The sequence below is a fragment of the Reyranella sp. GW821-FHT14A01 genome (assembly GCF_058803965.1).
In genome coordinates this window covers 292,863-316,037 of sequence record NZ_JBXAPM010000002.1, presented here as the reverse complement: position 1 = coordinate 316,037, position 23,175 = coordinate 292,863, and the positions used below count along the sequence as shown (strand labels likewise).

The window sequence follows — 23,175 nt, the reverse complement described above, 5'->3', positions numbered from 1 at the left end:
CCGCCTCACGCTGCCAGCGCGGACGGTGCGCCGCTGTTGAACACGATCCGGCCGTCGGGCTCGCACCCCGTGCCGTCGGCCTTGAGCGCGCGGATGTCGACGGCGATGCGCCACCCCCCGCTCTCGCGCTCGATGCCGATCAGATGATAGCGCGCACGGCCGTACTTGCTGCCGGGCGCCGCCGAGGCCGAGGTCACGCCGACCACCGGGATGGCTCCTCGAGGTCCCATGATGCGCGCGACCTCGCTGCGATGGTTGTGACCGTGCAGCACGATCTCGCAGCCGACGCGGCGGATCATCGCCTGGAAGGCGGCCGCATCGGTCAGGCGCTTGAAGCGCGATTCGGTGGTGAGCGGCGGATGATGGATCATCACGACGCGGCACAGCCCTTCTCGTCCCAGCTCCGCCAGCAACTTCTCGGCGGCGGCGATCTGCGCGTCGCCCAAGGTGCCGGTCGCCAGCAGCGGCGGCTTGGGCAGCCCGCTGTTGAGACCGACCAGCGCCACCGGCCCGCGCCGGCGCACCGTCGGAAAGACCTTGAAGTCGTTGGCCGGCGGCTGGCCGTCGCCCGCCATGTAGGCGCCCCACAGGCCGAGCCCCTCGCGCCACAGGGTGGCGACGTAGACGTCATGGTTGCCGGGAATGACCGTGACCTCGTCGGGCGCGCCGAGGGTCGCCAGCCATTGGGAGGCGCGGGCGAATTCGTCGGGCAGCGAGATGTTCACCAGGTCGCCGGTCAGTGCGATATGGTCGGGCTTCTGCGCCTTGATGTCGGCCACGATGCCGGCCAGCGCCTCGGGGCGGTGGAGCTGCACGCGATTGCGCCACCAGTTGAAATAGCCGGTGGCGCGCTTGCCCAGCAGATCGAGGACGCGCGCCTGCGGCATCGGCAGATGCGGATCGGACAGGTGCGCGAGGGTGAACATGGCGGGTGCGCCCTAGTGGGCGCCGCCTGCCACGCGGAGCGTGCGGTCGTCGAGAACGCCGAACTGACGGGCGATGCCGGTCATGACCTCGACCATGTGCTCGAGCTGTTCCTTCGTGTGGACCGCGCAGACCGAGCAGCGCAGCAGCGACACGCCGTTGGGCGTCGCGGGCGGCACTGCAACGTTCACGTAGATGCCGGCATCGAGCATGGCGCGCCAGAAGCCGATGGCGATCATGCGGTCGGGCAGATGCACGCCGACCACCGGCCCGTGCTCGGGACCGAGCTTGAAGCCCTTGGCGGCGAGGCCTTCGTAGAGCGTGGCGACGTTGGCCCAGAGCTGCGTGCGCAGCTCCGGCTTGGCCTTCACCACCTTCAAGGCCTGGCGCACTGACGCCACGATCGACGGCGGCAGCGAGGCGGTGAACATGTAGGAGCGCACCGTGACGCGCAGGATGTCGAAGTCGGGATCGTCCGAGACGCAGTAGCCGCCGATGGCGCCCAAGGTCTTGGAGAAGGTACCGACGATGAAGTGGCAGTCGTCGATCACGCCTGTCGATTCGCAGAGGCCGCGGCCGTGCTCGCCCAGCGCGCCCAGCGAATGGGCCTCGTCGACGATCACGTACGCGCCGTACTTCTTGCAGACATCGATGAACTCGCGCAGCGGCGCGCTGTCGCCCAGCATCGAATAGATGCCTTCCAGGACGACCACGCGATTGCCCGGACGGTCGCCCAGCCGGCGCAGGCGCGCCTCGAGGCTCGACGGGTCGTTGTGCTTGAAGCGCACGACCTCCGCCTGCGTCATCTTGCAGGCGTCGTAGATCGAGGCATGGCTGTCGGCGTCGATCAGAAGCTGGTCGCCCTCGCCCGCCAGGGTCGAGATCAGGCCGAGATTGGCCTGGTAGCCGGTCGTGAAGACCATGCAGTGCTTCTTGCCGTAGAACTCGGCGATTTCCTGCTCGAGCGCCGTGTGCTCGGTGTAGCTGCCGTTGGCGATGCGCGAGCCGGTCGTGCCGGTGCCCTCGGCGCGGATCGCGTCGATGGCGGCATCCATGCAGCTCTGATCGAAGGTCAGGCCGAAATAATTGTTGGTGCCGACCAGCAGCGTCTTGCGGCCGTTGATGATCGCTTCGGTCGGCGACAAGACCCTTTCCATGCGAATCTGGAAAGGGTCGTATCCGGTGGTCCGAACGTCCCGATAGGCCTCGAGCAGGCCCTCATACCGATCGAACAGGCCCATGGCTAACGCCGGGCGCAGAGCTTCTGGATGGTGTCGGCGAGCTGGTCGACGGTATGGATCTCGGCCACCACGTTCATGGGGATCGAGATGTCGAAGTGATCCTCGAGCTCCATCACCATGTCCATGATGGCGAGCGAATCGATGGTCAGGTCCTTGGCGATCACCGTGTCGCCCGTGATCGGCCGCTCGCCGGTCTGGAAGGGCACCAGGTGACGACAGATCTCGCGAATGACTTCACCACGCGACTGTCCGCTGATGCGGGCGCGTTCGAGGGTGTCGGTCATGCCGTCAGTTTCGACGATCATTTGATGGGCAGTGCGCAAGACGCTCTCCAAGGCCCGGGGGTGGGCGGCCACCTTGTGCCAGAAACAGGGATTCCTAGTGAAATGACAAATTGTTACGCCGTATTTCACACGCTCTATAGCCAGTGCTTCGCCCGGTACCACAAGATGGTGTCGTGGAAGCCGGACCTCAGGTCATAACGAGGTTGGAAGCCAATCGCTGCGGCCAGCCTTCGGTCCGCGACCGACCAGTCCGGATGGAAGATCTCGTTCACCTTCCCCCGGGTCAGGATCTGCGTCTCCCCACCCAGGGCCTGCCGCAGCGCGTTCCACTCTGCGAGACAAGCCATGACGCGGCGCGGCACGGCGATCCGCCACGGCCGGCGGCCCAGCGCCTCGCCCGCGGCGGCCGCCATGTCGGCATAGGTATAGGCCCGGCCATCGTCGATCTCGTAAGTCGCGTTCGGCGGCGGACGCTCGACGGTCAGTGCCAACGCCTCGGCGAGGTCGGCGACATGGATGAGGGACAGGCGGGCGGACGGAAGCCGCGGCTGCGGCGCAATACCCGACTTCACCGCTCGGAAATAGGCCAACGTCTCCCGATCGCCCGGCCCGTAGACCGCCGGGGCGCGGACGGCCGTCCACGGGCCACTGCGGGTGGCGACGACTGCCTCTCCCGCGCGCTTGCTCGCTCCGTAGGCAGAAAGCTGCGGCTCGCGGGCGGCCAGGGACGAGAGCAGGACCATGTGGGCGTCGGGCGCCAGCGCCGAGAGGAGCGCGGCGCTGTCCCGGTTGACCGGCAGGAAGTCGGCGTCCATGCGGGCCTTGATCAGCCCGGCGGCATGGACCACCGCGTCCGCCCCGTCGACGAGCTGGCGAAGGGCGGCCTCGGAGGAGAGATCGCCCAGGATCAGGTCGGCATCGACGCCGGCCAGCGAGGGCAGCGGGGTCCATCGCCGGACCAGGAGACGCAACCGCCAGCCGCGGCGGGCGAGGGCTGCCACGAGATGCGGTCCGACGAAGCCGGTGGCCCCGGTGACGGCGACCAGCTTGGCCATGGCGAGCCGTCAGGCCGCTTCGGGCTTCGGCGCGTAGAGGCCGGCCAGGTAGTTGGCCTTGGTCCGGGCGCGAGACAGCTTGCCGGACGAGGTGGTCGGCAGGCCCATGGTCGGCGGCACGAGGGCCACGTCGCAGTCGACGGCAATCGCCTCGCGCACCGCGCCCGCCACGTCGCGCGCCAGCGAGGCCCGCGCCTCGTCGCCCGAGACGCGCGCCAGCACGGCCACGACCACACGCTCGCCCTCGCCTGTATCGATGGAGAAGGCCGCCGCATCGCCGTTCTTCACGACGCGCTTGGCCTCGACCGCCCATTCGATGTCCTGCGGCCAGACATTGCGGCCGTTGACGATGATCAGGTCCTTGGCGCGGCCGGTGACGACGATCTCGCCGTCCAGCATGTAGCCGAGGTCACCGGTATCGAGCCAACCGTCCAAGAGGACTTCCCGGCTGGCCTCGGGCTCGCCGAAATAGCCCGGCATGACGCTGGGCCCCGACACGAAGATGCGTCCGACCTCGCGGTCGGCCAGCACGGTGCCGTCGGGACCGCGCACTTCGAGCCGGTGGCCCGGCAGCACGCGGCCGCAGATCACGAAGCGCCGCGCCCGCTGGCTGTCGGACGGGTCGGCCGCCGGCACCGCCCGCTGTCTCTCGGCCAGCGCCGTGCGGTCCACGGCATCGGTACGGACTTCGGTGTCGTGCGGACAGAAGGTGATGGCGAGGCAGACCTCGGCCATGCCGTAGCTCGGGATGAAGGCGGTGTTGTCGAAGCCATACGGCTCGAAGGTCGTGGCGAAGCGCTCCAGCACGTCGGCCCGCACCATGTCGCCGCCGATGCCGGCATGACGCCAGCAGCGCAGGTCGAGATCGGGCGGCACCTGCGCCGCGCCCCGGCGGACGGCAAGGTCGTAGCCGAAGCTCGGGCTGTAGGAGATCGTGCCGCGGTTGCGCGAGATCAGGTTCAGCCATTGCATCGGCCGGCGCGCGAAGTCGCGCGGCGTCAGATAGTCGATCGAGAGCTGGCTCGACATCGGCCCCATCAGGAAGCCGATCAGGCCCATGTCGTGATAGAGCGGCAGCCAGCTCACCGCGCGATCACCCTCGACGACGCCCAGTCCTGCCGACCCGACCATGCCGGCCAGATTGGCCATCAGGGCGCGCTGGGTGATCTGCACACCGTGAGGATGGCGCGTGCTGCCGGATGAAAACTGGATGTAACAATGATCGTCGGCGCCGAGCGGCCGCAGGTCGACGGGCTTCTCCGGCAGGGAATGGATGACGTCCACGCCGCCATGAAGACGAACGGCGGGAAACTCCTGCGCCGCATCGGCCAGGTAGCCCGCGAGATCGTCGAGGCCGACCGCGGCGACGGCGCCGGAGGCGGCGAACTGGCGGCGCAGCTGGTCGAGATAGGCGTCCTTGCCGCCGATGCCGACGGGAATCGACACCGGCACGGGTAGCAGCCCCGCATACTGCGCACCGAAGAAGGAGTCGAAGAAGCCGGGCCAGGTATCGGCCGTGATCAGGATGCGCTCGCCGCGCGCAAATCCCGCACCGATCAGCTTGCGCGCGACGACCTGCGCCCGGTCGCGGACCTCGCGCCATGACAAGGCCGAAAGTTGCTCGCCCTTGGCATTAAAAAAGGTCACCCCGGTCTCGCCCTTCGCCGCATAGTCGAGCATCGCGGGCACGGAGGTGAAGCCGGCGCGATGCAGGGGCAGCGTGGAATTGCGGGTCGGCAGCAACTTCATCGGAAGGCGGGTCTCCTAGCAGAGGGGTCAAAACCCCTCAAGGCGTGTGCCTCCGGGCTGTCCGGCCCAAGTTGACACACCCGGACCCGGATAAGATAGTGCCGGCCCCTCGCCAAGGCCCGGAGTTTCCATCCCGGAATCGTCGGAACGGCGGGGGTTTTTTGGTTTTTGAGGGAGGCTCGCTGTGATTACGGCTGTGATGCCGACGTACGGTCGCAAGGACGTCGTGTTCGAACGCGGAGAGGGCAATTATCTCTACGCGGTGGACGGCCGACGTTACCTGGACTTCACGTCCGGTATCGCCGTGAACGCGCTGGGCCACTGCCATCCCTACCTGGTCAAGGCCCTGACCGAGCAGGGCTCCAAGCTCTGGCACACGTCGAACCTGTTCCGGGTCGGCAACGGCGAGAAGCTGGCCAAGCGGCTGGCCGAGAATTCGTTCGCCGACACGATGTTCTTTTGCAACTCCGGTGCAGAGGCCATCGAGGGCGGCATCAAGCTGATCCGCAAGTATCAGTACATGAACGGCCAGCCCAAGCGGTACAAGATCATCTGCTTCCAGGCGGCGTTCCACGGCCGCCTGCTGAACGCGCTCGCCGCCACCGGCAACGAGAAGTACCTCGAAGGCTTCGGCCCGCCGGCGCCCGGCTATCTGCACGCGCCGCTGAACAACACCAACGTCGTGCGCGACATGGTGGACGACGAGACCGCCGGCATCCTGGTCGAGCCGATCCAGGGCGAAGGCGGCATTCGCGCCACCACGCCTGAGTTCCTGAAGGACCTGCGCGCGATCTGCGACGAGTTCGGCCTGCTGCTGTTCTACGACGAGATCCACACGGGTTTCGGCCGGACCGGCAAGCTGTGGGGCTACGATTGGTCGGGCGTGAAGCCCGATGTCGCGGCGATCGCCAAGGGCATGGGCGGCGGCTTCCCGATCGGCGCCTTCATGGCGACCGAGAAGGCGGCGGTCGGCATGGTCCCCGGCACGCACGGCTCGACCTATGGCGGCAACCCGCTGGCCACCGGCGTCGCCAACGCGGTGCTCGACGTCCTGCTGGCGCCGGGCTTCATCGAGGACGTGCGTGAAAAGGGCGAGTACCTCAAGGGCAAGCTCCAGGAGCTCTGCAGGAAGCACCCCAAGGTGTTCGTCGAGCAGCGCGGCATGGGCTTCCTGCAGGGCATCCAGTGCGCCCCGTCGGTGACGGTGGGCGACATGGTGAACAAGCTGCAGTCGCTGGGGCTCCTGGTTCCGCCGGCCGGCGAGAACGTGGTCCGCATCTTCCCGGCACTGATCGCCGACAAGGCGGCGCTCGACGAGGGCATCGCGATTCTCGAGCAGGCGGCGGAATCCTTCGAGGCGGCGCCGAAAGCGGCCGAGTAGGCCATGGCAGCACCCAAGCACTTCCTCGACCTCGACCAGGTCGATCCCAAGACGCTTCGCCAGATCCTCGATCACGGCAAGGCGATGAAGAAGGCGCGTTCCGACGGCGGGCACGAGAAGCCCCTCACCGGCAAGACGCTGGCCATGATCTTCGAGAAGCCCTCGACACGCACCCGCGTGTCGTTCGAAGTAGGCATGCGCGAGCTTGGCGGCCAGACGATCATGCTCGGCCGCACCGACACGCAGCTCGGCCGCGGCGAGACCATCGCCGACACCGCGCGCGTGCTCAGCCGTTACGTCGACATCATCATGATGCGCACGACCGTCGAGGATAAGCTCCTCGAGATGGCGAAGTATGCGACCGTACCGGTGATCAACGGGCTGACCGACAAGACGCATCCCTGCCAGCTCATGGCCGACGTCATGACTTACGAGGAACATCGCGGCCCCATCCAGGGCAAGTCGGTGGTCTGGTCGGGCGACGGCAACAACATGGCGACGTCGTGGATCCACGCGGCCGTGCAGTTCGACTTCGAACTGCGCATCGCCTGCCCGAACGAGCTGACGCCGCCGGCCGACGTGGTGCAGTGGGCCGAGAAGTCGAAGGGCCGCATCTCGATCGGTCACGACCCCGAGAAGCTGGTGAAGGACGCCGACTGCGTCGTCACCGACACCTGGGTGTCGATGGGCGACGAGGATCCGGACAGCCCGAGCGCCGCGCGACGCCACAACCTGCTGCGCGCCTATCAGGTCGACAAGCACCTGATGAAGCAGGCCAAGAAGGACGCGATCTTCATGCACTGCCTGCCCGCGCATCGCGGCGAGGAAGTGACCGCCGAGGTGATCGACGGTCCGCAGTCGGTCGTGTTCGACGAGGCCGAGAACCGCCTGCACGCGCAGAAGAGCATCCTGGCCTGGTGCCTGTCTTAACCAACAATTCCCTCTCCCGTCATACGGGGGAGGGTTAGGGTGGGGGCAAGCCCCAGTATGATCGTCTCCTTACCGCTTCTCATCGCGTTGCTTTCCCCCTCCCCAGCCCTCCCCCCTATGACGGTGGAGGGAGCATGAGTGCCGATGACTGGGACCGCGTCCTTCCGTTCCAACTGGACGCGCTCGGCGTGCGCGGCCGGCTGGTCAGACTTGGACCCGCGCTCGACGAAGTGATCGAGCGCCACGGCTATCCGCTTGCCGTGGCGCGGCCGCTCGCCGAGGCGATGGTGCTGTGCGCCACGCTCGCCACCTCGCTGAAATACGATGGCATCTTCACCCTGCAGCTCACGGGCGATGGACCGATCCGCCTGCTCGTCACCGACCTCACCAGCGACGGCGCGTTGCGCGGCTATGCGCAATTCGATTCCTGGAAGCTCGCCATTGCGCTGGGCAGCGGTAACGAGGACGTGCCGGCCGGCTACATCCCGAAGCTGTTCGGCCAGGGCCGCCTCACCTTCACTGTCGACCAGGGCCAGCACACCGAACGCTACCAGGGCGTCGTGCCGCTCGAGGGCGCGACCCTGGCCGACTGCGCCCACACCTACTTCCGCCAGTCCGAACAGCTGCCGACCGGAATCAAGATCACCGCACACCGCAGCAACTCAGACGGCCAGCATCACTGGCACGCCTCGGCGCTGATGGTGCAGCAGATGCCCGAGTTCGACGCCGGCCGCCTCGACGTCGACGCCGAACAGCGCGAGGACGACTGGCGCAAGGCGGTCATCCTGATGGCCTCGGCCACCGAGAAGGAGATGCTCGATCCGGCGCTGCCCGGCACGGCCCTGCTTCACCGCCTGTTCCATCAGGAACAGCCGCGCGTCTTCGAGCGCCGCGCGTTCACGGCGCGCTGCCGCTGCAGCCGCGACCGCATCGACCGCGTGCTGCAATCGATCAAGCGCGACGAACTCGACGACCTGCGCGACAAGACCGGTCGCGTCGCGGTGAAGTGCGAGTTCTGCTCGACCGAATACGCCTACGACGACAGCGACCTCGACCGCATCTACGCCGCCGCCGAGTAACTCAGCCGGCGATGTTCTTGTCGTAGAACACCGACCATTTGACGTCGGCATAGTCGAGCACCGGGCCGCAGCGCACGAAGCCCGCGTTCTCATAGACCTTCCAGGCAGCGTAGTGCTGGTCGCCAGTCTCCAGCACGAGGCGCTTCAGCCCCTCTTCCCGCGCCATCGCCTCGATGCGCGCCATCATCTGATCGCCGATCCTGCGGCCCCGATGGCTGGGCCGCGTGTACATGCGCTTCACCTCGCCGACGCCGCCGGCATGCCGCTTCAACGCCCCGCATGCGATCGCCAACCCGTCCGCGCGCGCACCTCGTCCTGCAGCGGCGTTTCGACGGCTATCGTGATGGACATCGACCGATCGTCACGCTGCGATCTTCAGAGGGCGTGCTCACCTCGTTGCGACTCCCACCGGAGTACCAGGCACCACTGCTTATTGACGCGGATCGAGTGAAACCCACAAGGTTGCCGCGCAGCGTCTCGAAGTGATTGCTCGGCGGCACCCTCAAATCCTGATCGCTCGTTGCGTCGTCGATCATCTGGAGTTTCTGGAACAAACGGCTGTCGAGATCGGATGGGATATGCCGGGACCTGACATCATCGACAAAATCCGTTCTCTGCCAATCGTCCTGGAAACTCGAGATCATTCAGGCGACCTTCGCATGTCCCCATGTACCACTCCATGGTACATGGGCAAGGCTTCTCATACAGGAGCCCTCGATCGTCTTCTCCCCGCTGACAGCTACTTTGGCAGCAGCGCCTGCACCTGCGTGGCGGACCGCTTCAGCGCCTCTTCCGGCGTGGCCTTGCTCGCCACGACCGACTCCATGGCGTCGTAGATCACCTGGATCGCCTTGAGGCTGTTCTCGCCCGGGAAGCCGAGCCACGCCGTCGTGCGCGCCCGTTGCGAGATGGCCGTCCGCATGTTGGGATTGTTTGCGTAGTAGTTGGCCAGCAACTCAGGCGTATCGATCGCGATCTGGTTCGACGGCATGTAGCCGGTATGGCGAACCATGATCGTCTGGCCCATCGGGCCGGCCGCGAACTTGATGAACTCCCAGGCCGCCGCCTGCTTGGCCGTGTCCTTGGCGAGGACCATCATCGTCGCACCGCCCGAGACGATCTTCGAGTCGGGCCGAGGACTGGGGAACGGCGCCGTGCCAAGCTCGAAGCGCGAACCGATCCGGCTCATGAAGCTGTTCACGCGCGCCGAAGAAGCCAGATAGAAGCCGATCTTGCCCGCAATGAACGCCTGCGTGGCCTGCTCGTCGGTGAGGTTCGGCATGCCGCCCTCCTTCACGAGATCACGCAGGATCTCGAAGGTCTTGAGGCCGGCCGGCGTGTCGAAGCCCACCTTCTTGCCGTCGGGCGACAGCATCTGGCCATCGTGCGTGAAGAGCAGCTCCTGCCAGAGATAGTTACCGGTGGTCGTCCACAGCAGGTAGGCGCCCTGGGTATTGCTGCCCGCATCGGTGATCTTGCTCGCAAGGGCGAGCATCTCGGGCCAGGTCTTCGGCGGCAGGGCGGGATCGCCACCCGCCTTGCGCACCAGGTCGGCGTTGAAATAGAGGATCGGCGTCGAGAGCGCGAACGGCATGCCGTAGAGCTGGCCGTTCACGAGGCCGGTCGAGATCATGCCCGGAACGTAGCCCTGCTTTGCCCAGTCCGGCTCCTTCGCCACGAAGGCGTCGAGAGGAACGGCAAGCTTGCGATCGACGAAGAGGTGCATGAGGTTGGTACCATTGAAGGCGACGTCCGGCATGCTGCCCGTCACGGCGCCGCGCAGGACGGCGCTCGCCGCCTCCTCATAGGACTTGGTCGGCGCCAGCAGCTTCACCTTGATGTCCGGCCGCTTCTCGGCAAAGGCCTTCACGATCTCCTCGATCGGGGCCTGGTAGAGATAGGGTTGCGGATAGAGCACGGTGATCTCGACCGCGCCGGCGCCGCGCACGCCCGCAAATGCGAGCAGCAGCGTGGTGGACAAGAGGAAGAACAGACGTTTCATCGAACAGCTCGCTCGTTGTGGAGGATGGAATTCGGGGAAACAGCGGGCATCATTTGGAGCCCAGCCAGGTCATGCCGTCGAGGAAGCGCCGCTGGATCAGCACGAACAGAACGAGCAACGGTGCTGCGATCATGAGAGCGCCCGCCAGCAACGGTCCGTAGTCGGAGCCGATCTCCTGGACCTGGAACAGCATCACGCCGAACGGCGGAGTCGCCATGGTCCCGGACGTGACCGCCACCGAGGGCCACAGGAGGTCGTTCCAATGCGCCACGAAAGAGAGAATGACGAGCGCGCCGATGGCAGGCGAGACCATGGGGACCAGCAACCTCACCAGGATCTCGCCCTCGCCCAGCCCGTCGAGGCGTGCCGCCTCGATCATCTCGTCGGGAACCCGGAGGAAGGCCTGGCGCAGCAGGAAGATGCCGAGCGGAGAGATCGTCCACGGCAGCACGAGGCCGGCAAAGGTATCGATCAGCCCTGCCTGCGCGGCCATGATGAAGAGCGGCAGCGCCAGCGCCGCCGGCGGAACCACGAGCGCCACCAGCACGGCGAGCCAGATCAGGCGCAGGCCCGGTACACGGGCCTTGGCCAGCACGTAGGCGGAGGGAATCGCGACCAGAACCTGGCACACGATGATTGCGAAGCAGACGATGACGCCGTTCGCCAGGAAGTGCAGCAGCGGCGAGGCGCTGAGCGCGCGCGCATAGTTCTCGAGGCCGATCCAACGGCTGGGCAGCAGCCGGAACTCCGGCGAGAACACGTCCTCCGCCGGGAGCAGGGAGATTCGGATCGCCCAGAGCAGCGGCAGCAGCACCAGCAGGGCGCCGCTCGCAAGCACGACATGGCGCGCGAGTGCGGCGAGGCGGGCGCCGGTCATCGGGCGCGCCCCGCCCGCGTGGCGTAGAGCTGGATCAGGCTCAGCGCCAGGACCACCGCGATGAAAAGGACCGTGGCCGCCGCAGCCAGATTCGTGCGGAAGAGAGAGAAGGCTTCCTGGTAGATGTAGTAGAGCACGACCAAAGTCGCCTTCTCGGGACCGCCGCGCGTGATGATCGCGACCGTGTCGAACACACGCAGCGCATGGATCGTGCTGAAGACCAGAACGAAGACCGTGATCGGCGCGAGATGCGGCAAGGTCACATGCCATAGCCGGTCGAGCACCGACCCGCTTCCGTCCAGCGCCACCGCCTCCTTGAGTTCGTGCGGCAAGGTCTTCAGGCCGGCCAGGAAGAAGAGCATCGCGAACCCTGCCTCGCTCCAGATACCGATCATCGCCAGGGTCGGCAGCGCGGCGTGCGGATCCTGCAGCCAGTTGCCGGGCGCGAAGCCCAGGAGGCGCAGCACTTGCGGCACGGCGCCCACCGATGGGCTGAGCAGCATCTGCCAGGCGACCGCCATCGCCGCGAGCGTCGCCACCGACGGCAGGAAGAAGATCATGCGGTAGAGAGCCTGCCCGCGCCCGCATTCGGCGATCAGCAGCGCCACGGCTAGGCCCACCAGGGTCGTCAGGGGCACGACAAACCCGACATAGCGAACGGTATTCCAGATCGCGACCTGGAAGTCCGGATCCTCGAGCAGCGCGTGGAAGGTCTCCAAACCCACGAACTGCGGGAGACCACCGCCCAGATGCCAGTCGGTGAAGGCGGTGGCGGCCACGAGCGCGAGGGGCACGAGTATCATCACGACCAGCAGCAGAACCGCCGGCATGAGCATCAGGTAGGGACCGGCAATGGAATCCCGCCAACGCGGAGACTGCGCCTCAGCCACGTGCATAGGCCGCGATCGTGACGGGAAGCCGGGCAAGCCGCGTGCCGTCCTCGGCGAAGTAAAGTGCATCATCGGCCGAGATCGCGACGCGGACTTCGTCGCCGGGCCGGAATGCGAGGGCCCGACCGGCGCGGGCAACGAGAAGAGCGTCCTTGCCCTCCCGATCGGCGAGATGGACGAGGCCGTCATGTCCGTGATCCTCGACGCGCACGACCCGCAGCACGGGTCTGCTCTCGTCATGGCCCGTGACGATCCGCACATGTTCGGGCCGCACCGCCACGCTCACTTTCTGGCCGGTCGAGGCGCCGAGCCGGACATCGAAGGCGAAGCCGGCAGCGTGTACGCGCCCCGCTGCATCGGCGGAGCCGTCCAGCACATTGATCGTCGGCGTGCCGACGAAGCGTGCGACCGCGAGGGAGGCGGGATCGCGATAGATCTCGGCCGGCGTGCCGAACTGAGCGATGCGACCCTCCAGCATCACCGCGACGCGGTCGGAGATCGCCAGCGCCTCCCCCTGGTCGTGGGTGACGAAGACGCAGGCGATGCCGAAAGCATGCTGAATCTGCACGATCTCGTCGCGCGCCTGCACCCGTACCTTGGCATCGAGGCTGGAGAGCGGCTCGTCGAGCAGCAGCAGCCGGCTGTCGCGCACCAGCGCGCGGCCGATCGCCACCCGTTGCCGCTGGCCGCCGGACAGCCGCGCCGGCACGCGATCGATCATGCCGCTGATGTCTAGCCGGCCGGCGATGCTGTCGACCGAGGCGTCGATCTCCCGCTCGATCGCCCGCACCGACGGAAGGAGCCGCAACGGGCTCAGCATCCGTTGCAGCCGGGTCAGCCGTCGCGCGCGCAGCGGCAACGCGATGTTCTGCCGGCCGGTGAGATGCGGATAGAGCGCCAGCGACTGGAAGACCATTGCGACATTGCGGGCGCCCGGCGGCAGGCTGGAGACGTCGCGCGGCCCGATCTGCACGGCGCCGGTGTCGGCACGCTCCAGGCCGGCGATGATCCGCAGCAACGTCGACTTCCCGCACCCCGAGGGGCCGAGCAGGCTGACGATCTCGCCCTCCTCGACGGTGAGATCGATGTCCGCCAGCACGGTCCCGGAACCGAACGACTTGGAAACGCCTCGCAGGCTCAGAGCTGGCACGCTACCCCCGACACAAACGCATAATCACGCAAAGGCTGGCGTCATCGGTTCCATTGGAATGGTCAGCGCCCGGCGGTTGGGAATGTTGACCCCGCCGCGTACCGTGCCGCGCTCGATATGGACCCAGCGCTCGGCGATCGCGGGATGCAGCTCGCGGCCGTCGGGCAGCGAGATCCAGATGCGCATGAGGTGGCGCTTCTTTGCTGAATCGGGCCAGTCCTCGAACGGCGTGCGCGAATGGAAGACGACATGATTGTGCACGAACTGGAAGTCTCCCGCCTCGAACGGAATTTTCACCGAGAAGGCCGGGTCGTTGCAGATCGAGAAGAACAGCTCGGCCGCCTGCCACTGCTGGTCGGTCATCGGCGGCGCATCGGTGAAGCGGCGCGCCGAGTTGAGATACTCGAGCAGCGGTGCGTAGCCGGTGAAGGTGCCGTGCTGCCACATGAACAACGGAATGCGCATCCAGGGGGACTTGCCTTCCGGCACCTCGCCCCGGCGATCGACGGTGAGCGGCTGGTAGAGCGTGCGGCAGAGATCGGGTGCACGGCGCATCATTTCGTCGTGCACGGCAATGGCGCTCACCAGCGCGCTCTCGCCGCCCTCCATTGCGGTATGCAGGCAGCACAGGCCGACCACGTCACAGGAGTCGGAATGGAACGACAGGCCGGCCGAGGTCTGGGTCAGGCGCTTGTTGTAGTCGTCGACGCGGGTGCCGATGTCGATGACGTGTCCGATCATGTGACCGTTGCGATTCTGCGGGACAACGTCGCCGAGATGCGAGGCCAGCCCCCAGTACATCCGCATGACCGTGTCGCGATCGTATTTGTGCACCGGCAGGCCGCGCAGATAGCCGAATCCGTAGCGATCCATGATATCGGCGCGCAGGACCGCGACTTTCGCGGCGAGGGTCGGCAGCGGGAAGTGTTCGCGCCGCAGATCGAGAATGTCACCCGCCACGGCCCTGGAGTGATCGGCCGCCGCTTCCAGCTCGGCTACCTCCTGCTCCGTCAGGCGGTGAATCCAGGACTTGTCGGTCGCGAGATCGGCGCTCTTCCAAGCCAGCTGGCCGCCGATGGGACCGGGCGCCGAGTCGAGCCCGGGCGTGCTGTTCGGTTGGTTCAAGACCTTGTCTCCTTGCGCGCGAAAAAGTCGATGCGCGAAGACTAAGCGCCGGAGAATACGCTTCGATAACAAAGCCAATGGCCGGGCTTATCGGAAGGTGCCGCTGTTTCTTATCCGGGCACGATCATGCGGGAGGCTTCTTCAGCAATTGCGCTGACGCGCGAATCTCGCCCAGCAGGGCCCTCAGCCCGGCGTCGAGGACTTTGTCGGTCCGCATGACCAGCGAAAGGTGCCGGCGTGCAGGCTTCGCCAGGCGCCGGCGGACGACCGACGCTGGCAATGATCGTGTCGCCATATCGGGAACCAGCGACACGCCCAGCCCCGCACCGACCAGCATCTTGATGGCCTCGATGCTGCCCAGTTCCATGGCGGGGATGGGGCGCGTTCCCCCGGCCCGGAACCAGCCGTTGATGATGTCGCGAGTACGGCCCGCCGGATCGAACAGGATCAGCGGCAAATGCGCCAGATCCTGCGGCTGCGGCATGAGAGGCAGCTGAAGCTCCAGCTTCTTCGGCAGGATGCCGACCAGCTCCTCGTCGAACACATGCTCCATGTGAATTGACGGATTCGTCCTGAGTTCGTCTCCCGTCACCAATCCGACATCGATTGCGCCTTCCTCGACGGCAGAGACGATATCGGGCGTGTTGCCTGTCAGTACGACGATCTGCAGGTTCGGCATATGTGCCTGCGTGCGTGCAAGCGGCTCCGGCAGGAAATGAATGCAGGCCGTAGCCCCTGTTCCCAGGCGAACCAGCCCCGTATCGGGCTCGCGGAACGGCGCAATGGCCGGTTCGATCTGATCGAAGGCGGCAAAGGCGCGCCGCACGGGCTCGATGAGCGCGCGGCCGGCGCGCGTCGGCAGCATGCGGATGCCGACCCGTTCGATCAGCCGCACGCGCAGCAGCGTTTCGAGCTCCTGCAGCTGCTGACTGACGGCGGGTTGCGTGACCCCCAAACTCCGCGCGGCCATCGAGGCGCTGGCATTTTCGGCAGTGAGCAGGAAGGCGCGCAGCTGGCGCAGGGTGACAGCCGCTTTTGCGCCGGGTCTCGGTTTGGTCGCCACGATCGAATCTCGCTCGAGCTGTTGCAGGGCCCGCGCAGTTGCGGGCCGATCCCGCGACAATCATAAGTTTGACCAGAGCATAGAGCCGAGAAGGTCTTATGACGGCCGACTCACAGCACGGTGGCAGAGGCCGACGCCCTCAGATGGACATAGGCGAGATAGTTGGCCTCCTGCCATTTCTGCCTGAATCTCCGGGCCAGGTCCTGCAGCGCATCCTTTGACGCAGCTTCTTTGGTTTCCTCGAGAAATCGACCGAGCTGGCCGGCATCCAGGACGTCGATGCCCGAAAGCCGTGACTGGCGGATCACGATGGCTGCCAGCGCGATCTTCTCTTGCGCCAGGGACCAGGCCCGTATGGGTGCCACTTCAAGAGGTTGCCCGCTTCTCGTCCGCAGGAACGCTGCGAGGACGTGGTCGAGCGGCGTCATTGGCGCGTCCCGATCGGCGAGAACACCATCATCGACGATGTAGATCTGCCGACCGTCGATCACCAATTCCCTGCCGAGCCACCGCCGGATCATCGAAGCGAATCGCGCGATCATCAACGAAGGCTAAGGCCCTCATGTTGCACCCCGATGAAGGCCTGTGTGACTGCCTGCTATGAGTCCCATAAGAAAGACTGATTGGGAGATCGGACGTTCAACGGTCATCATCCCGACATGTCACCCATCCTCAACAATCAGCAGATCGATCATTGGAATACCTTTGGCTGGCTGGTCCTGGAAAATTCCCTGCCACGCGAAGCCCGCCAGTCGCTCGATGACTGGGTCGACCAGCTCGCACAGTCTCCAGATGCGGACGAGCAGCGTTTGCACTATTTCGAGCAGACAGTCGCCGGGCGCACGCTTTGTCGAACCGAACGCTTTCTGGAAGACCACGCCGAGCTGCGGCGCCTGATCTGCGAAGGCGCAGTTCCCCAGGTCGTTGGAGAAGTGCTGACTGAGCCGGCAATCATCTACAAAGAGAAGCTGAACTATAAGTTACCGGGCGGTGCCGGCTTCAATCCCCACCAGGATGCGATGGCTTATGCATACATCCAGCATCATGTGACTTGCCTCATCGCCGTTGACGGGATGACCCAGCAGAACGGGTGTCTCGAGTTCGCGCGGGGAGATTTCGAAGGGCTGCTGCCCGACAATGGTGATGGCTGCCTCCCTCCCGACCTGGAGAAAGCACTGGAGTGGGTTCCCGCCCCGGTGCCGGCCGGAGGCATGGTTCTGTTCTCGTCCCTGGTGCCGCATCGCTCAGGGCCCAACATGACGAACCTCCCGCGACGTGCCCTTTATCTGACCTACAACCGCGCATCGGAGGGCGATCAGCGCGCGTCCTATTATCGCGCACGAGCCGACCGCCTTGCGCAGGCTCACGCGAGCGATGACCGCGTGCGGATCAGCACCATCGGGCATTTCAGAGGCCGCAATGCGTGAAGCGATGCCCCGGCCTTCTCAACTGCCACATCGAACTCAGGGGGATCCAGGCAGATTTGTCGACGATCTGTTCGCGTGGCTGACCGAGCACGGCGCCACGAGATACGATCCCGGCGTTACCCAGCTCGAACATGCTTTGCAAAGTGCGGCACTGGCCGCCCGGGATTGCGACGCTGCCCTCACCATTGCTGCCTTGTTTCATGACATCGGCCATCTGCTCGTTCGCGAGCATGCGGGACAAGGCGACTTTCTTCGCACCAATCTGCGCCACGAGAGCATCGGAGCGGATTGGCTCCAGACCCTGTTCCCCCCCTCGGTGGCCGAGCCAGTGCGTTGGCACGTCGAAGCGAAGCGTTACCTCTGTGCCGTCGACCAGGACTACTGGAACGGCCTCTCGGCGGCATCGAAGAGAAGCCTGGAGGTACAGGGCGGCCCGATGAGCGCCGACGAAGCCAGGCAATTCGATGCCGCGTCCTGGGCCGAGAACGCGATCAAGCTCCGGCGGATCGACGACAAGGCAAAAATCCCGCGGCAACCGACGCCGCCTCTGGCAAATTGGAGAGGCCTGATCCTCTCGCTCATTCGATAATCGAGGCGGACCGCCCCTGGCGGCTGTGTGTCCGACCTATCCGTGCGGCACCAAAACCTGGCGCACGGTGGCGACGTCCTGCAGCCGGTCGAAGCCCTCGTTCAGTTCATCGAAGCCGATGCGCTGGCTGACCATGCGGTCGACCGGCAGCTTGCCCTGCTGGTAGAGCGCGATGAAGCGCGGGATGTCGCGCACCGGCACGCAGCTTCCCATGTAGGAGCCCTTGATCGTCTTCTCCTCGCTGACGAGGCCGCTCTGCTTGAATGCGAAGTCGGCGGCGATCGGCGACAGGCCCGCCGTCACCGTCGTGCCGCCCCAGCGCGTCACGAGATAGGCGGTCTCCATCGCCTTGATGGTGCCGGCGAGGTCGAAGGAATAATCGACACCGCCATTGGTGAGATCGCGCACCTGCTGCACGTGATCGACGTCCTTGGCATTCACCGTATCGGTCGCGCCGAGTTGGCGGGCGAGGCCGAGCTTCTCGTCGGAAAGATCGATCGCCACGATGCGGCCGGCGCCCGCGAGCACCGCGCCCATCAGGCCGCTGAGACCCACGCCGCCCAGGCCGACGATCGCGACCGAACTGCCCGGCTCGATCTTGCCGGTATTCACGACAGCGCCCACGCCGGTGACGACGGCACAACCGAACAGCGCTGCCACATCGAGCGGCAGGCTGCGGTCGATCACCACGATCGAGCCGCGATCGACCACGGCATATTCGGCGTAGCAGGAGACGCCCGAGTGATGGTTCACCGGCTTGCCGTCCATGTGCAGGCGATGATGGCCCGACAGGAGCTGACCGGCCGCGCGCGGGCTGATCGAGCGCTCGCAGATATAGGGGCGGCCTTCGAGGCAGCGCCGGCAGCGGCCGCAGCTCACGTTGAAGGTGAAGCAGACATGGTCGCCGACCTTCACGTCGTGGACGCCCGCTCCCACTTCGACGATCTCGCCCGAACCTTCATGGCCCAGCACGATCGGCACGGGGCGCGGCCGGTCGCCGTTGATCAGCGACAGGTCGGAATGGCAGAGGCCGCCGCCGCCCACCTTGACCAGGACCTCGCCCTCGCCCGGCGGATCGAGATCGACCTCGACGACATGGATGGGCTTCGACTTCGCGAAGGGGCGGGGCGCACCGCAGACCGTGAGAACGCCAGCTTTCATTTTCATGCGATTCCTCCATCGACCCGGACCAGCGATCCGGTAGTGAAACTCGATTTGCTCGACGCAAGATAGAGCGCCGCCGTCACGATCTCCTCCGGCTGGCCGCTGCGCTTCAGCGCCGCCGTCGGGTTGGCCTTGTGCTCCTCCGGCCAGGCCTTGGAGACGTCGGTCAGGAAGCGGCCCGGCGAGATGGTGTTGACCCGCACCTTCGGCCCGTACTCGACGGCGAAGGCCTCGGTCAGCGCGTTGAGCGCCGCCTTGGCGCCGGCATAGGGGGCGATCTGCGGCCGCGGGCGCAGCGCGCCGGCGCTGGAGACGTTGATGATCGAGCCGCCTTCGCCGGCCGCCATGCGGCTGCCGACCAGCGACATCAGGCGGAACGGCGCCTTGAAGTTCAGCGACACGATGCGGTCGAAGAGCTGCTCGGAGGTTTCCAGCGACGAGGGCGCCAGCGGCGAGGAGCCGGCATTGTTCACCAGGATGTCGACCTTGCCGAAGGCCGCGTAGGCCGCGTCGACCAGCCCGTCGAGTTCCTGCCAGTTGGCGACGTTGCAGGCATGGGTCGCGGCCTTGCGGCCCATCGCCCGTACTTCGGCGGCGGCCCTGTCGCAGGCTTCGAGCTTGCGGCTGGTGATGAAGACGTCGGCACCATGGGCGGCAAAGGCCTTCACCATCTGGTAGCCCAGGCCGCGGCTGCCGCCGGTGACGAGGGCAACCTTGCCCGTCAGATCGAAATAGTTGGTCATGGTGAAACAGCCCGGTCAAAAAAGTATCATGGCAGAAGCATAGCGCCACTTCCTTGCTTAGTGGCATGTGCCTTGCTTAGTCTGTCTCGGAGCGAAACAGCAGGCCGTCATGAGCATCCAAGTCGCGCTGCATCATCGGACGACCTATCGGTACGACCGACTCATCGAGCTGGGGCCCCAGATCGTGCGCCTGCGGCCGGCGCCGCACAGCCGGACGCCCGTCCTCTCCTATTCGCTGAAGGTCACGCCGGCCGAGCATTTCATCAACTGGCAGCAGGATCCGCAGGGAAATCACCTCGCGCGCCTGGTGTTTCCCGAAAAGACCGACCTGTTCGACGTCACGGTCGACCTGGTGGCCGACATGTCGGTCATCAACCCGTTCGACTTCTTCCTGGAGCCCTCGGCCGAAACCTGGCCCTTCGCCTACGACCCCTCGCTGGCCGAGGAGATCGCGCCGTTCCGCAAGCTGGAACCGCTGGGACCGAAGCTGACGGCCTGGCTGGCCAAGGTCGACCGCAAGGAGAAGCCGCGGACCATCGACTTCATCGTCGCCCTCAACGCCCGCCTGCAGCAGGATATCGGCTACATCGTGCGCATGGAGCCCGGGGTGCAGAGCTGCGAGGAGACGCTCGCCCTCGGCAAGGGATCGTGCCGCGACACCGGCTGGCTGCTGGTGATGATCATGCGCCACCTGGGTTTCGCCGCGCGCTTCGCCTCGGGCTACCTGATCCAGCTGGTCGCCGACGAGAAGCCGCTCGAAGGGCCGGAGGGGCCGACCCACGATTTCACCGACCTCCATGCCTGGTGCGAAGTCTATCTTCCGGGCGCCGGCTGGATCGGGCTCGACCCGACCTCCGGCCTGCTGACCGGCGAAGGCCATATTCCGCTCGCCTGCACGCCCGAGCCGTCGAGCGCGGCGCCGATCGAGGGCGCGCTGGAAAAGGCCGAAGTCGAGTTCGAGCACGAGATGACGGTGTCGCGCGTGCGCGAGACGCCGCGCACCACCAAGCCCTATACCGAGGAGCAGTGGGCCACCCTGCTCAAGGTCGGCGAGGCGATCGAGCGCGACATCGGCAAGCAGGACGTGCGCCTCACCATGGGCGGCGAGCCGACCTTCGTGTCGGTCGACGACATGGACGGGCCGGAATGGAACACGCTGGCGCTCGGCCCCGAAAAGCGGCGACTGGCGGGCGTGCTGTTCCGCAAGCTCGCCCATCGGTTTGCGACCGGCCCGCTGCTGCATTTCGGCCAGGGCAAATGGTATCCCGGCGAGCAACTGCCGCGCTGGGCGCTCGGCTGCTACTGGCGCAAGGATGGTGAGCCGATCTGGCGCAACCAGCAGCTCTACGCCTTGGAGTCCAAGCCGGTCGGCGCCACCGTCGAGGCCGCGCACCGCTTTGCGCTGGCCTTCGCGCAGCGCCTGCAGCTCGATCCCGACTACCTTTTCCCGGCCTACGAGGACACCTGGTACTATCTGTGGCGCGAACGGCGGCTGCCGAGCAACGTCGTGGTCGACGAGGCCAAGGTGAAGGATCCGATGGAGCGCGAGCGCCTGGCGCGCGTCTTCGAGAAGGGCCTCGAAAGCTCGGTCGGCTACGTGCTGCCGGTTATTCGCGACCATAACGGGCGCAGCAATGGACAAGGACACGCCCCTCGCTGGAAGAGCGGTCCGTGGTTCCTGCGCACCGAAAAGTGCTACCTGATCCCCGGCGACTCCGCGATCGGCTACCGGCTGCCGCTCGATTCGCTGCCCTGGGCGGCACCCGGCGACACCGACATCATCGTCCAGCCCGATCCGATGGCGCCGCATCCCGATCTGCCGCCGCTCGATGCCTTCCGGCGCGCGCCGGTGCTGCGTCGCCAGGAGCCCAACTTTGCCGCCGATGCGGCCGGCGACGCCGAGGCGCGGCGCGAAGCGTGGCGGCGCGCCCTGGCCCCGAATACGGGCCTGGGTCCGGCCGTCGGCACCTCGGCCGCCGGCATGGTGCGCACCGCCATGGCCTTCGAACCGCGCGACGGCCATCTCCACGTCTTCATGCCGCCGACCGAGCGCATGGAGGACTATCTCGACCTCGTGACGGCGCTCGAGGACACGGCCGAGGAGCAGGGCCAGCCGATCTTCATCGAAGGCTACACGCCGCCCAACGATTCGCGGGTCCTGAACTTCAGCGTCACGCCCGATCCCGGCGTGATCGAGGTCAACATCCATCCCTCGGCGAACTGGACCGATCTCGTCGAGCGCACGGAGATCGTCTACGAGGAAGCGCGCACGACGCGGCTGGGCGCGCAGAAGTTCATGATCGACGGCCGCCACACCGGCACCGGCGGCGGCAACCATTTCGTGCTGGGCGGACCATCGGCCGCCGACTCGCCGATGCTGCGCCGGCCCGACCTGCTGAAGAGCCTGCTGGGCTACTGGCTCAACCATCCCTCGCTTTCCTATCTCTTCTCGGGCCTGTTCATCGGACCGACCAGCCAGCATCCCCGCGTCGACGAGGCGCGCAACGATGCGCTGCATGAGCTGGAGATCGCCTTCAAGCAGATCGCCCCGGGCCGGCAGACGCCGCCCTGGCTGGTCGATCGCGTGTTCCGCAACCTGCTGGTCGATGCCACCGGCAATGCGCATCGCACCGAGTTCTGCATCGACAAGCTGTTCACGCCGGATTCCGCTGCCGGCCGGCGGGGGCTGCTGGAGCTGCGGGCTTTCGAGATGCCGCCGCACTGGCGCATGAGCGTGGCGCAGCAGGCCCTGCTGCGCGGCCTCGTCGCCAAGTTCTGGGAACGCCCCTACGAACGGCCGCTCAGCCGCTGGGGCACGCGCCTGCACGACGATTTCATGCTGCCGCACTTCGTCTGGCAGGATTTCAACGACGTGCTCTCCGATCTCGGCGACGCGGGGTACGACTTTGCGCCGGACTGGTTCGCGCCGCATTTCGAGTTCCGCTTCCCGAGGCTCGGCGAAATCGCGCAGCGCGGTCTCGAACTCGAGCTGCGTCATGCGCTGGAGCCCTGGCACGTGCTGGGCGAAGAGCCCGGCGGCGGCGGCACCGTGCGCTATGTCGACTCCACGGTCGAGCGCCTGCAGGTCAAGGTCGCGGGCCTCAACGACCAGCGCCATGTCATCGCCTGCAACGGCTGGAAACTGCCGCTGCGCGCCACCGGCACGGCCGGCGAATATGTCGCCGGCGTGCGCTATCGCGCGTGGTCGGCGGCCAATTCGCTGCACCCGACCATCGGCGTGCACGCCCCGCTCACCTTCGACATCCACGATTCGTGGAGCGGCCGCTCGATCGGCGGCTGCACCTATCACGTCTCCCATCCAGGCGGCCGCAGCTACGACCGCGTTCCGGTCAACGCCAACGAGGCCGAGGCACGTCGTCGCGTACGCTTCTTTGCCATCGGCCATACCGGTGGAACGTCGCCGGAACCGCGTCCGCTCGACAATCCGGAGCACCCTCTGACGCTCGACCTGCGACGGGCCTAGGGCCTATAGTTCGGCCGT

At 66.4% G+C, this 23,175-nt stretch carries 21 protein-coding genes and 1 pseudogene; 6 read left to right on the top strand and 16 right to left on the bottom strand.

Features of this window, described 5'->3' with window-relative positions:
- Positions 1–5: 5 nt before the first annotated feature.
- From AC1ROX_RS05335 to AC1ROX_RS05315, 5 genes are all read right to left on the bottom strand, one after another.
- The gene (locus AC1ROX_RS05335; protein WP_493123145.1) at positions 6–926 is read right to left on the bottom strand and encodes a metallophosphoesterase family protein; all 921 of its coding nucleotides are present in this window, start codon (positions 924–926) and stop codon (positions 6–8) included.
- A 12-nt stretch (positions 927–938) separates the two neighbouring features.
- Entirely contained in the window at positions 939–2,165 is a 1,227-nt protein-coding gene (spt, locus tag AC1ROX_RS05330) for a serine palmitoyltransferase (protein WP_493123143.1), read from the bottom strand.
- A 2-nt stretch (positions 2,166–2,167) separates the two neighbouring features.
- Positions 2,168–2,449 carry an acyl carrier protein gene (locus AC1ROX_RS05325; protein WP_493123141.1) on the bottom strand — a complete coding sequence of 94 codons (282 nt, stop codon included), beginning with the start codon at positions 2,447–2,449 and terminating at the stop codon, positions 2,168–2,170.
- 134 nt (positions 2,450–2,583) lie between these two features.
- Positions 2,584–3,504 (bottom strand): NAD-dependent epimerase/dehydratase family protein, encoded by a 921-nt coding sequence (locus AC1ROX_RS05320; protein ID WP_493123140.1) that lies wholly within the window; start codon positions 3,502–3,504, stop codon positions 2,584–2,586.
- Positions 3,505–3,513: 9 nt separating this feature from the next.
- Positions 3,514–5,253, bottom strand: a complete 1,740-nt coding sequence (locus AC1ROX_RS05315) for a fatty acyl-AMP ligase (RefSeq protein ID WP_493123138.1) — start codon at positions 5,251–5,253, stop codon at positions 3,514–3,516.
- Between the two features lie 199 nt (positions 5,254–5,452).
- Here AC1ROX_RS05315 and AC1ROX_RS05310 point away from each other — a divergent pair, with 199 nt between their 5' ends.
- The 3 genes from AC1ROX_RS05310 to hslO all read left to right on the top strand — a co-directional run bounded on the left by AC1ROX_RS05310 (position 5,453) and on the right by hslO (position 8,643).
- Positions 5,453–6,634 carry an aspartate aminotransferase family protein gene (locus AC1ROX_RS05310; protein ID WP_493123136.1) on the top strand — a complete coding sequence of 394 codons (1,182 nt, stop codon included), beginning with the start codon at positions 5,453–5,455 and terminating at the stop codon, positions 6,632–6,634.
- A 3-nt stretch (positions 6,635–6,637) separates the two neighbouring features.
- Complete coding sequence (argF, locus tag AC1ROX_RS05305) at positions 6,638–7,564, top strand: ornithine carbamoyltransferase (protein WP_493123134.1); 927 nt, start codon at positions 6,638–6,640, stop codon at positions 7,562–7,564.
- Positions 7,565–7,698: 134 nt separating this feature from the next.
- Complete coding sequence (hslO, locus tag AC1ROX_RS05300; protein WP_493123132.1) at positions 7,699–8,643, top strand: Hsp33 family molecular chaperone HslO; 945 nt, start codon at positions 7,699–7,701, stop codon at positions 8,641–8,643.
- A gap of 1 nt (position 8,644) precedes the next feature.
- On the opposite strand, the gene AC1ROX_RS05295 is transcribed toward hslO, so the two are convergent.
- From AC1ROX_RS05295 to AC1ROX_RS05255, 9 genes and pseudogenes are all read right to left on the bottom strand, one after another.
- Positions 8,645–8,914, bottom strand: coding sequence for a GNAT family N-acetyltransferase (locus AC1ROX_RS05295; RefSeq protein WP_493123130.1), 270 nt, complete (start codon positions 8,912–8,914; stop codon positions 8,645–8,647).
- A gap of 104 nt (positions 8,915–9,018) precedes the next feature.
- Positions 9,019–9,287 (bottom strand): annotated as a pseudogene (locus tag AC1ROX_RS05290) (type II toxin-antitoxin system RelE/ParE family toxin).
- A 95-nt stretch (positions 9,288–9,382) separates the two neighbouring features.
- Positions 9,383–10,645, bottom strand: coding sequence for an ABC transporter substrate-binding protein (locus AC1ROX_RS05285; protein WP_493123128.1), 1,263 nt, complete (start codon positions 10,643–10,645; stop codon positions 9,383–9,385).
- A gap of 49 nt (positions 10,646–10,694) precedes the next feature.
- Positions 10,695–11,522, bottom strand: coding sequence for a carbohydrate ABC transporter permease (locus AC1ROX_RS05280; RefSeq protein ID WP_493123126.1), 828 nt, complete (start codon positions 11,520–11,522; stop codon positions 10,695–10,697).
- Positions 11,519–12,352 carry a carbohydrate ABC transporter permease gene (locus tag AC1ROX_RS05275; protein ID WP_493123124.1) on the bottom strand — a complete coding sequence of 278 codons (834 nt, stop codon included), beginning with the start codon at positions 12,350–12,352 and terminating at the stop codon, positions 11,519–11,521. Before AC1ROX_RS05275 ends, AC1ROX_RS05280 begins: the two co-directional genes overlap by 4 nt.
- Before the next feature lie 52 nt (positions 12,353–12,404).
- On the bottom strand, positions 12,405–13,562 hold the full coding sequence (locus tag AC1ROX_RS05270) for an ABC transporter ATP-binding protein (RefSeq protein ID WP_493123122.1): 1,158 nt from the start codon (positions 13,560–13,562) through the stop codon (positions 12,405–12,407).
- A 24-nt stretch (positions 13,563–13,586) separates the two neighbouring features.
- Positions 13,587–14,687, bottom strand: a complete 1,101-nt coding sequence (locus tag AC1ROX_RS05265) for a TauD/TfdA family dioxygenase (RefSeq protein ID WP_493123120.1) — start codon at positions 14,685–14,687, stop codon at positions 13,587–13,589.
- A gap of 124 nt (positions 14,688–14,811) precedes the next feature.
- A complete protein-coding gene (locus tag AC1ROX_RS05260) occupies positions 14,812–15,750 on the bottom strand; it encodes a LysR family transcriptional regulator (protein WP_493123118.1) in 939 nt (312 codons plus the stop codon).
- 110 nt (positions 15,751–15,860) lie between these two features.
- A complete protein-coding gene (locus tag AC1ROX_RS05255; protein ID WP_493123116.1) occupies positions 15,861–16,292 on the bottom strand; it encodes a hypothetical protein in 432 nt (143 codons plus the stop codon).
- A 117-nt stretch (positions 16,293–16,409) separates the two neighbouring features.
- Between AC1ROX_RS05255 and AC1ROX_RS05250 the strand changes: the two genes are divergently transcribed.
- Positions 16,410–17,177: a phytanoyl-CoA dioxygenase family protein gene (locus AC1ROX_RS05250; RefSeq protein WP_493123114.1), complete on the top strand. Its 768-nt coding sequence runs from the start codon at positions 16,410–16,412 to the stop codon at positions 17,175–17,177.
- Positions 17,170–17,766, top strand: coding sequence for an HD domain-containing protein (locus AC1ROX_RS05245; RefSeq protein ID WP_493123112.1), 597 nt, complete (start codon positions 17,170–17,172; stop codon positions 17,764–17,766). Before AC1ROX_RS05250 ends, AC1ROX_RS05245 begins: the two co-directional genes overlap by 8 nt.
- Before the next feature lie 36 nt (positions 17,767–17,802).
- On the opposite strand, the gene AC1ROX_RS05240 is transcribed toward AC1ROX_RS05245, so the two are convergent.
- Complete coding sequence (locus tag AC1ROX_RS05240) at positions 17,803–18,933, bottom strand: zinc-binding dehydrogenase (protein ID WP_493123110.1); 1,131 nt, start codon at positions 18,931–18,933, stop codon at positions 17,803–17,805.
- Positions 18,930–19,673: an SDR family NAD(P)-dependent oxidoreductase gene (locus tag AC1ROX_RS05235; protein WP_493123108.1), complete on the bottom strand. Its 744-nt coding sequence runs from the start codon at positions 19,671–19,673 to the stop codon at positions 18,930–18,932. Before AC1ROX_RS05235 ends, AC1ROX_RS05240 begins: the two co-directional genes overlap by 4 nt.
- A 109-nt stretch (positions 19,674–19,782) precedes the next feature.
- Between AC1ROX_RS05235 and AC1ROX_RS05230 the strand changes: the two genes are divergently transcribed.
- The gene (locus AC1ROX_RS05230; protein ID WP_493123106.1) at positions 19,783–23,157 is read left to right on the top strand and encodes a transglutaminase family protein; all 3,375 of its coding nucleotides are present in this window, start codon (positions 19,783–19,785) and stop codon (positions 23,155–23,157) included.
- The last annotated feature ends 18 nt before the right edge of the window (positions 23,158–23,175 follow it).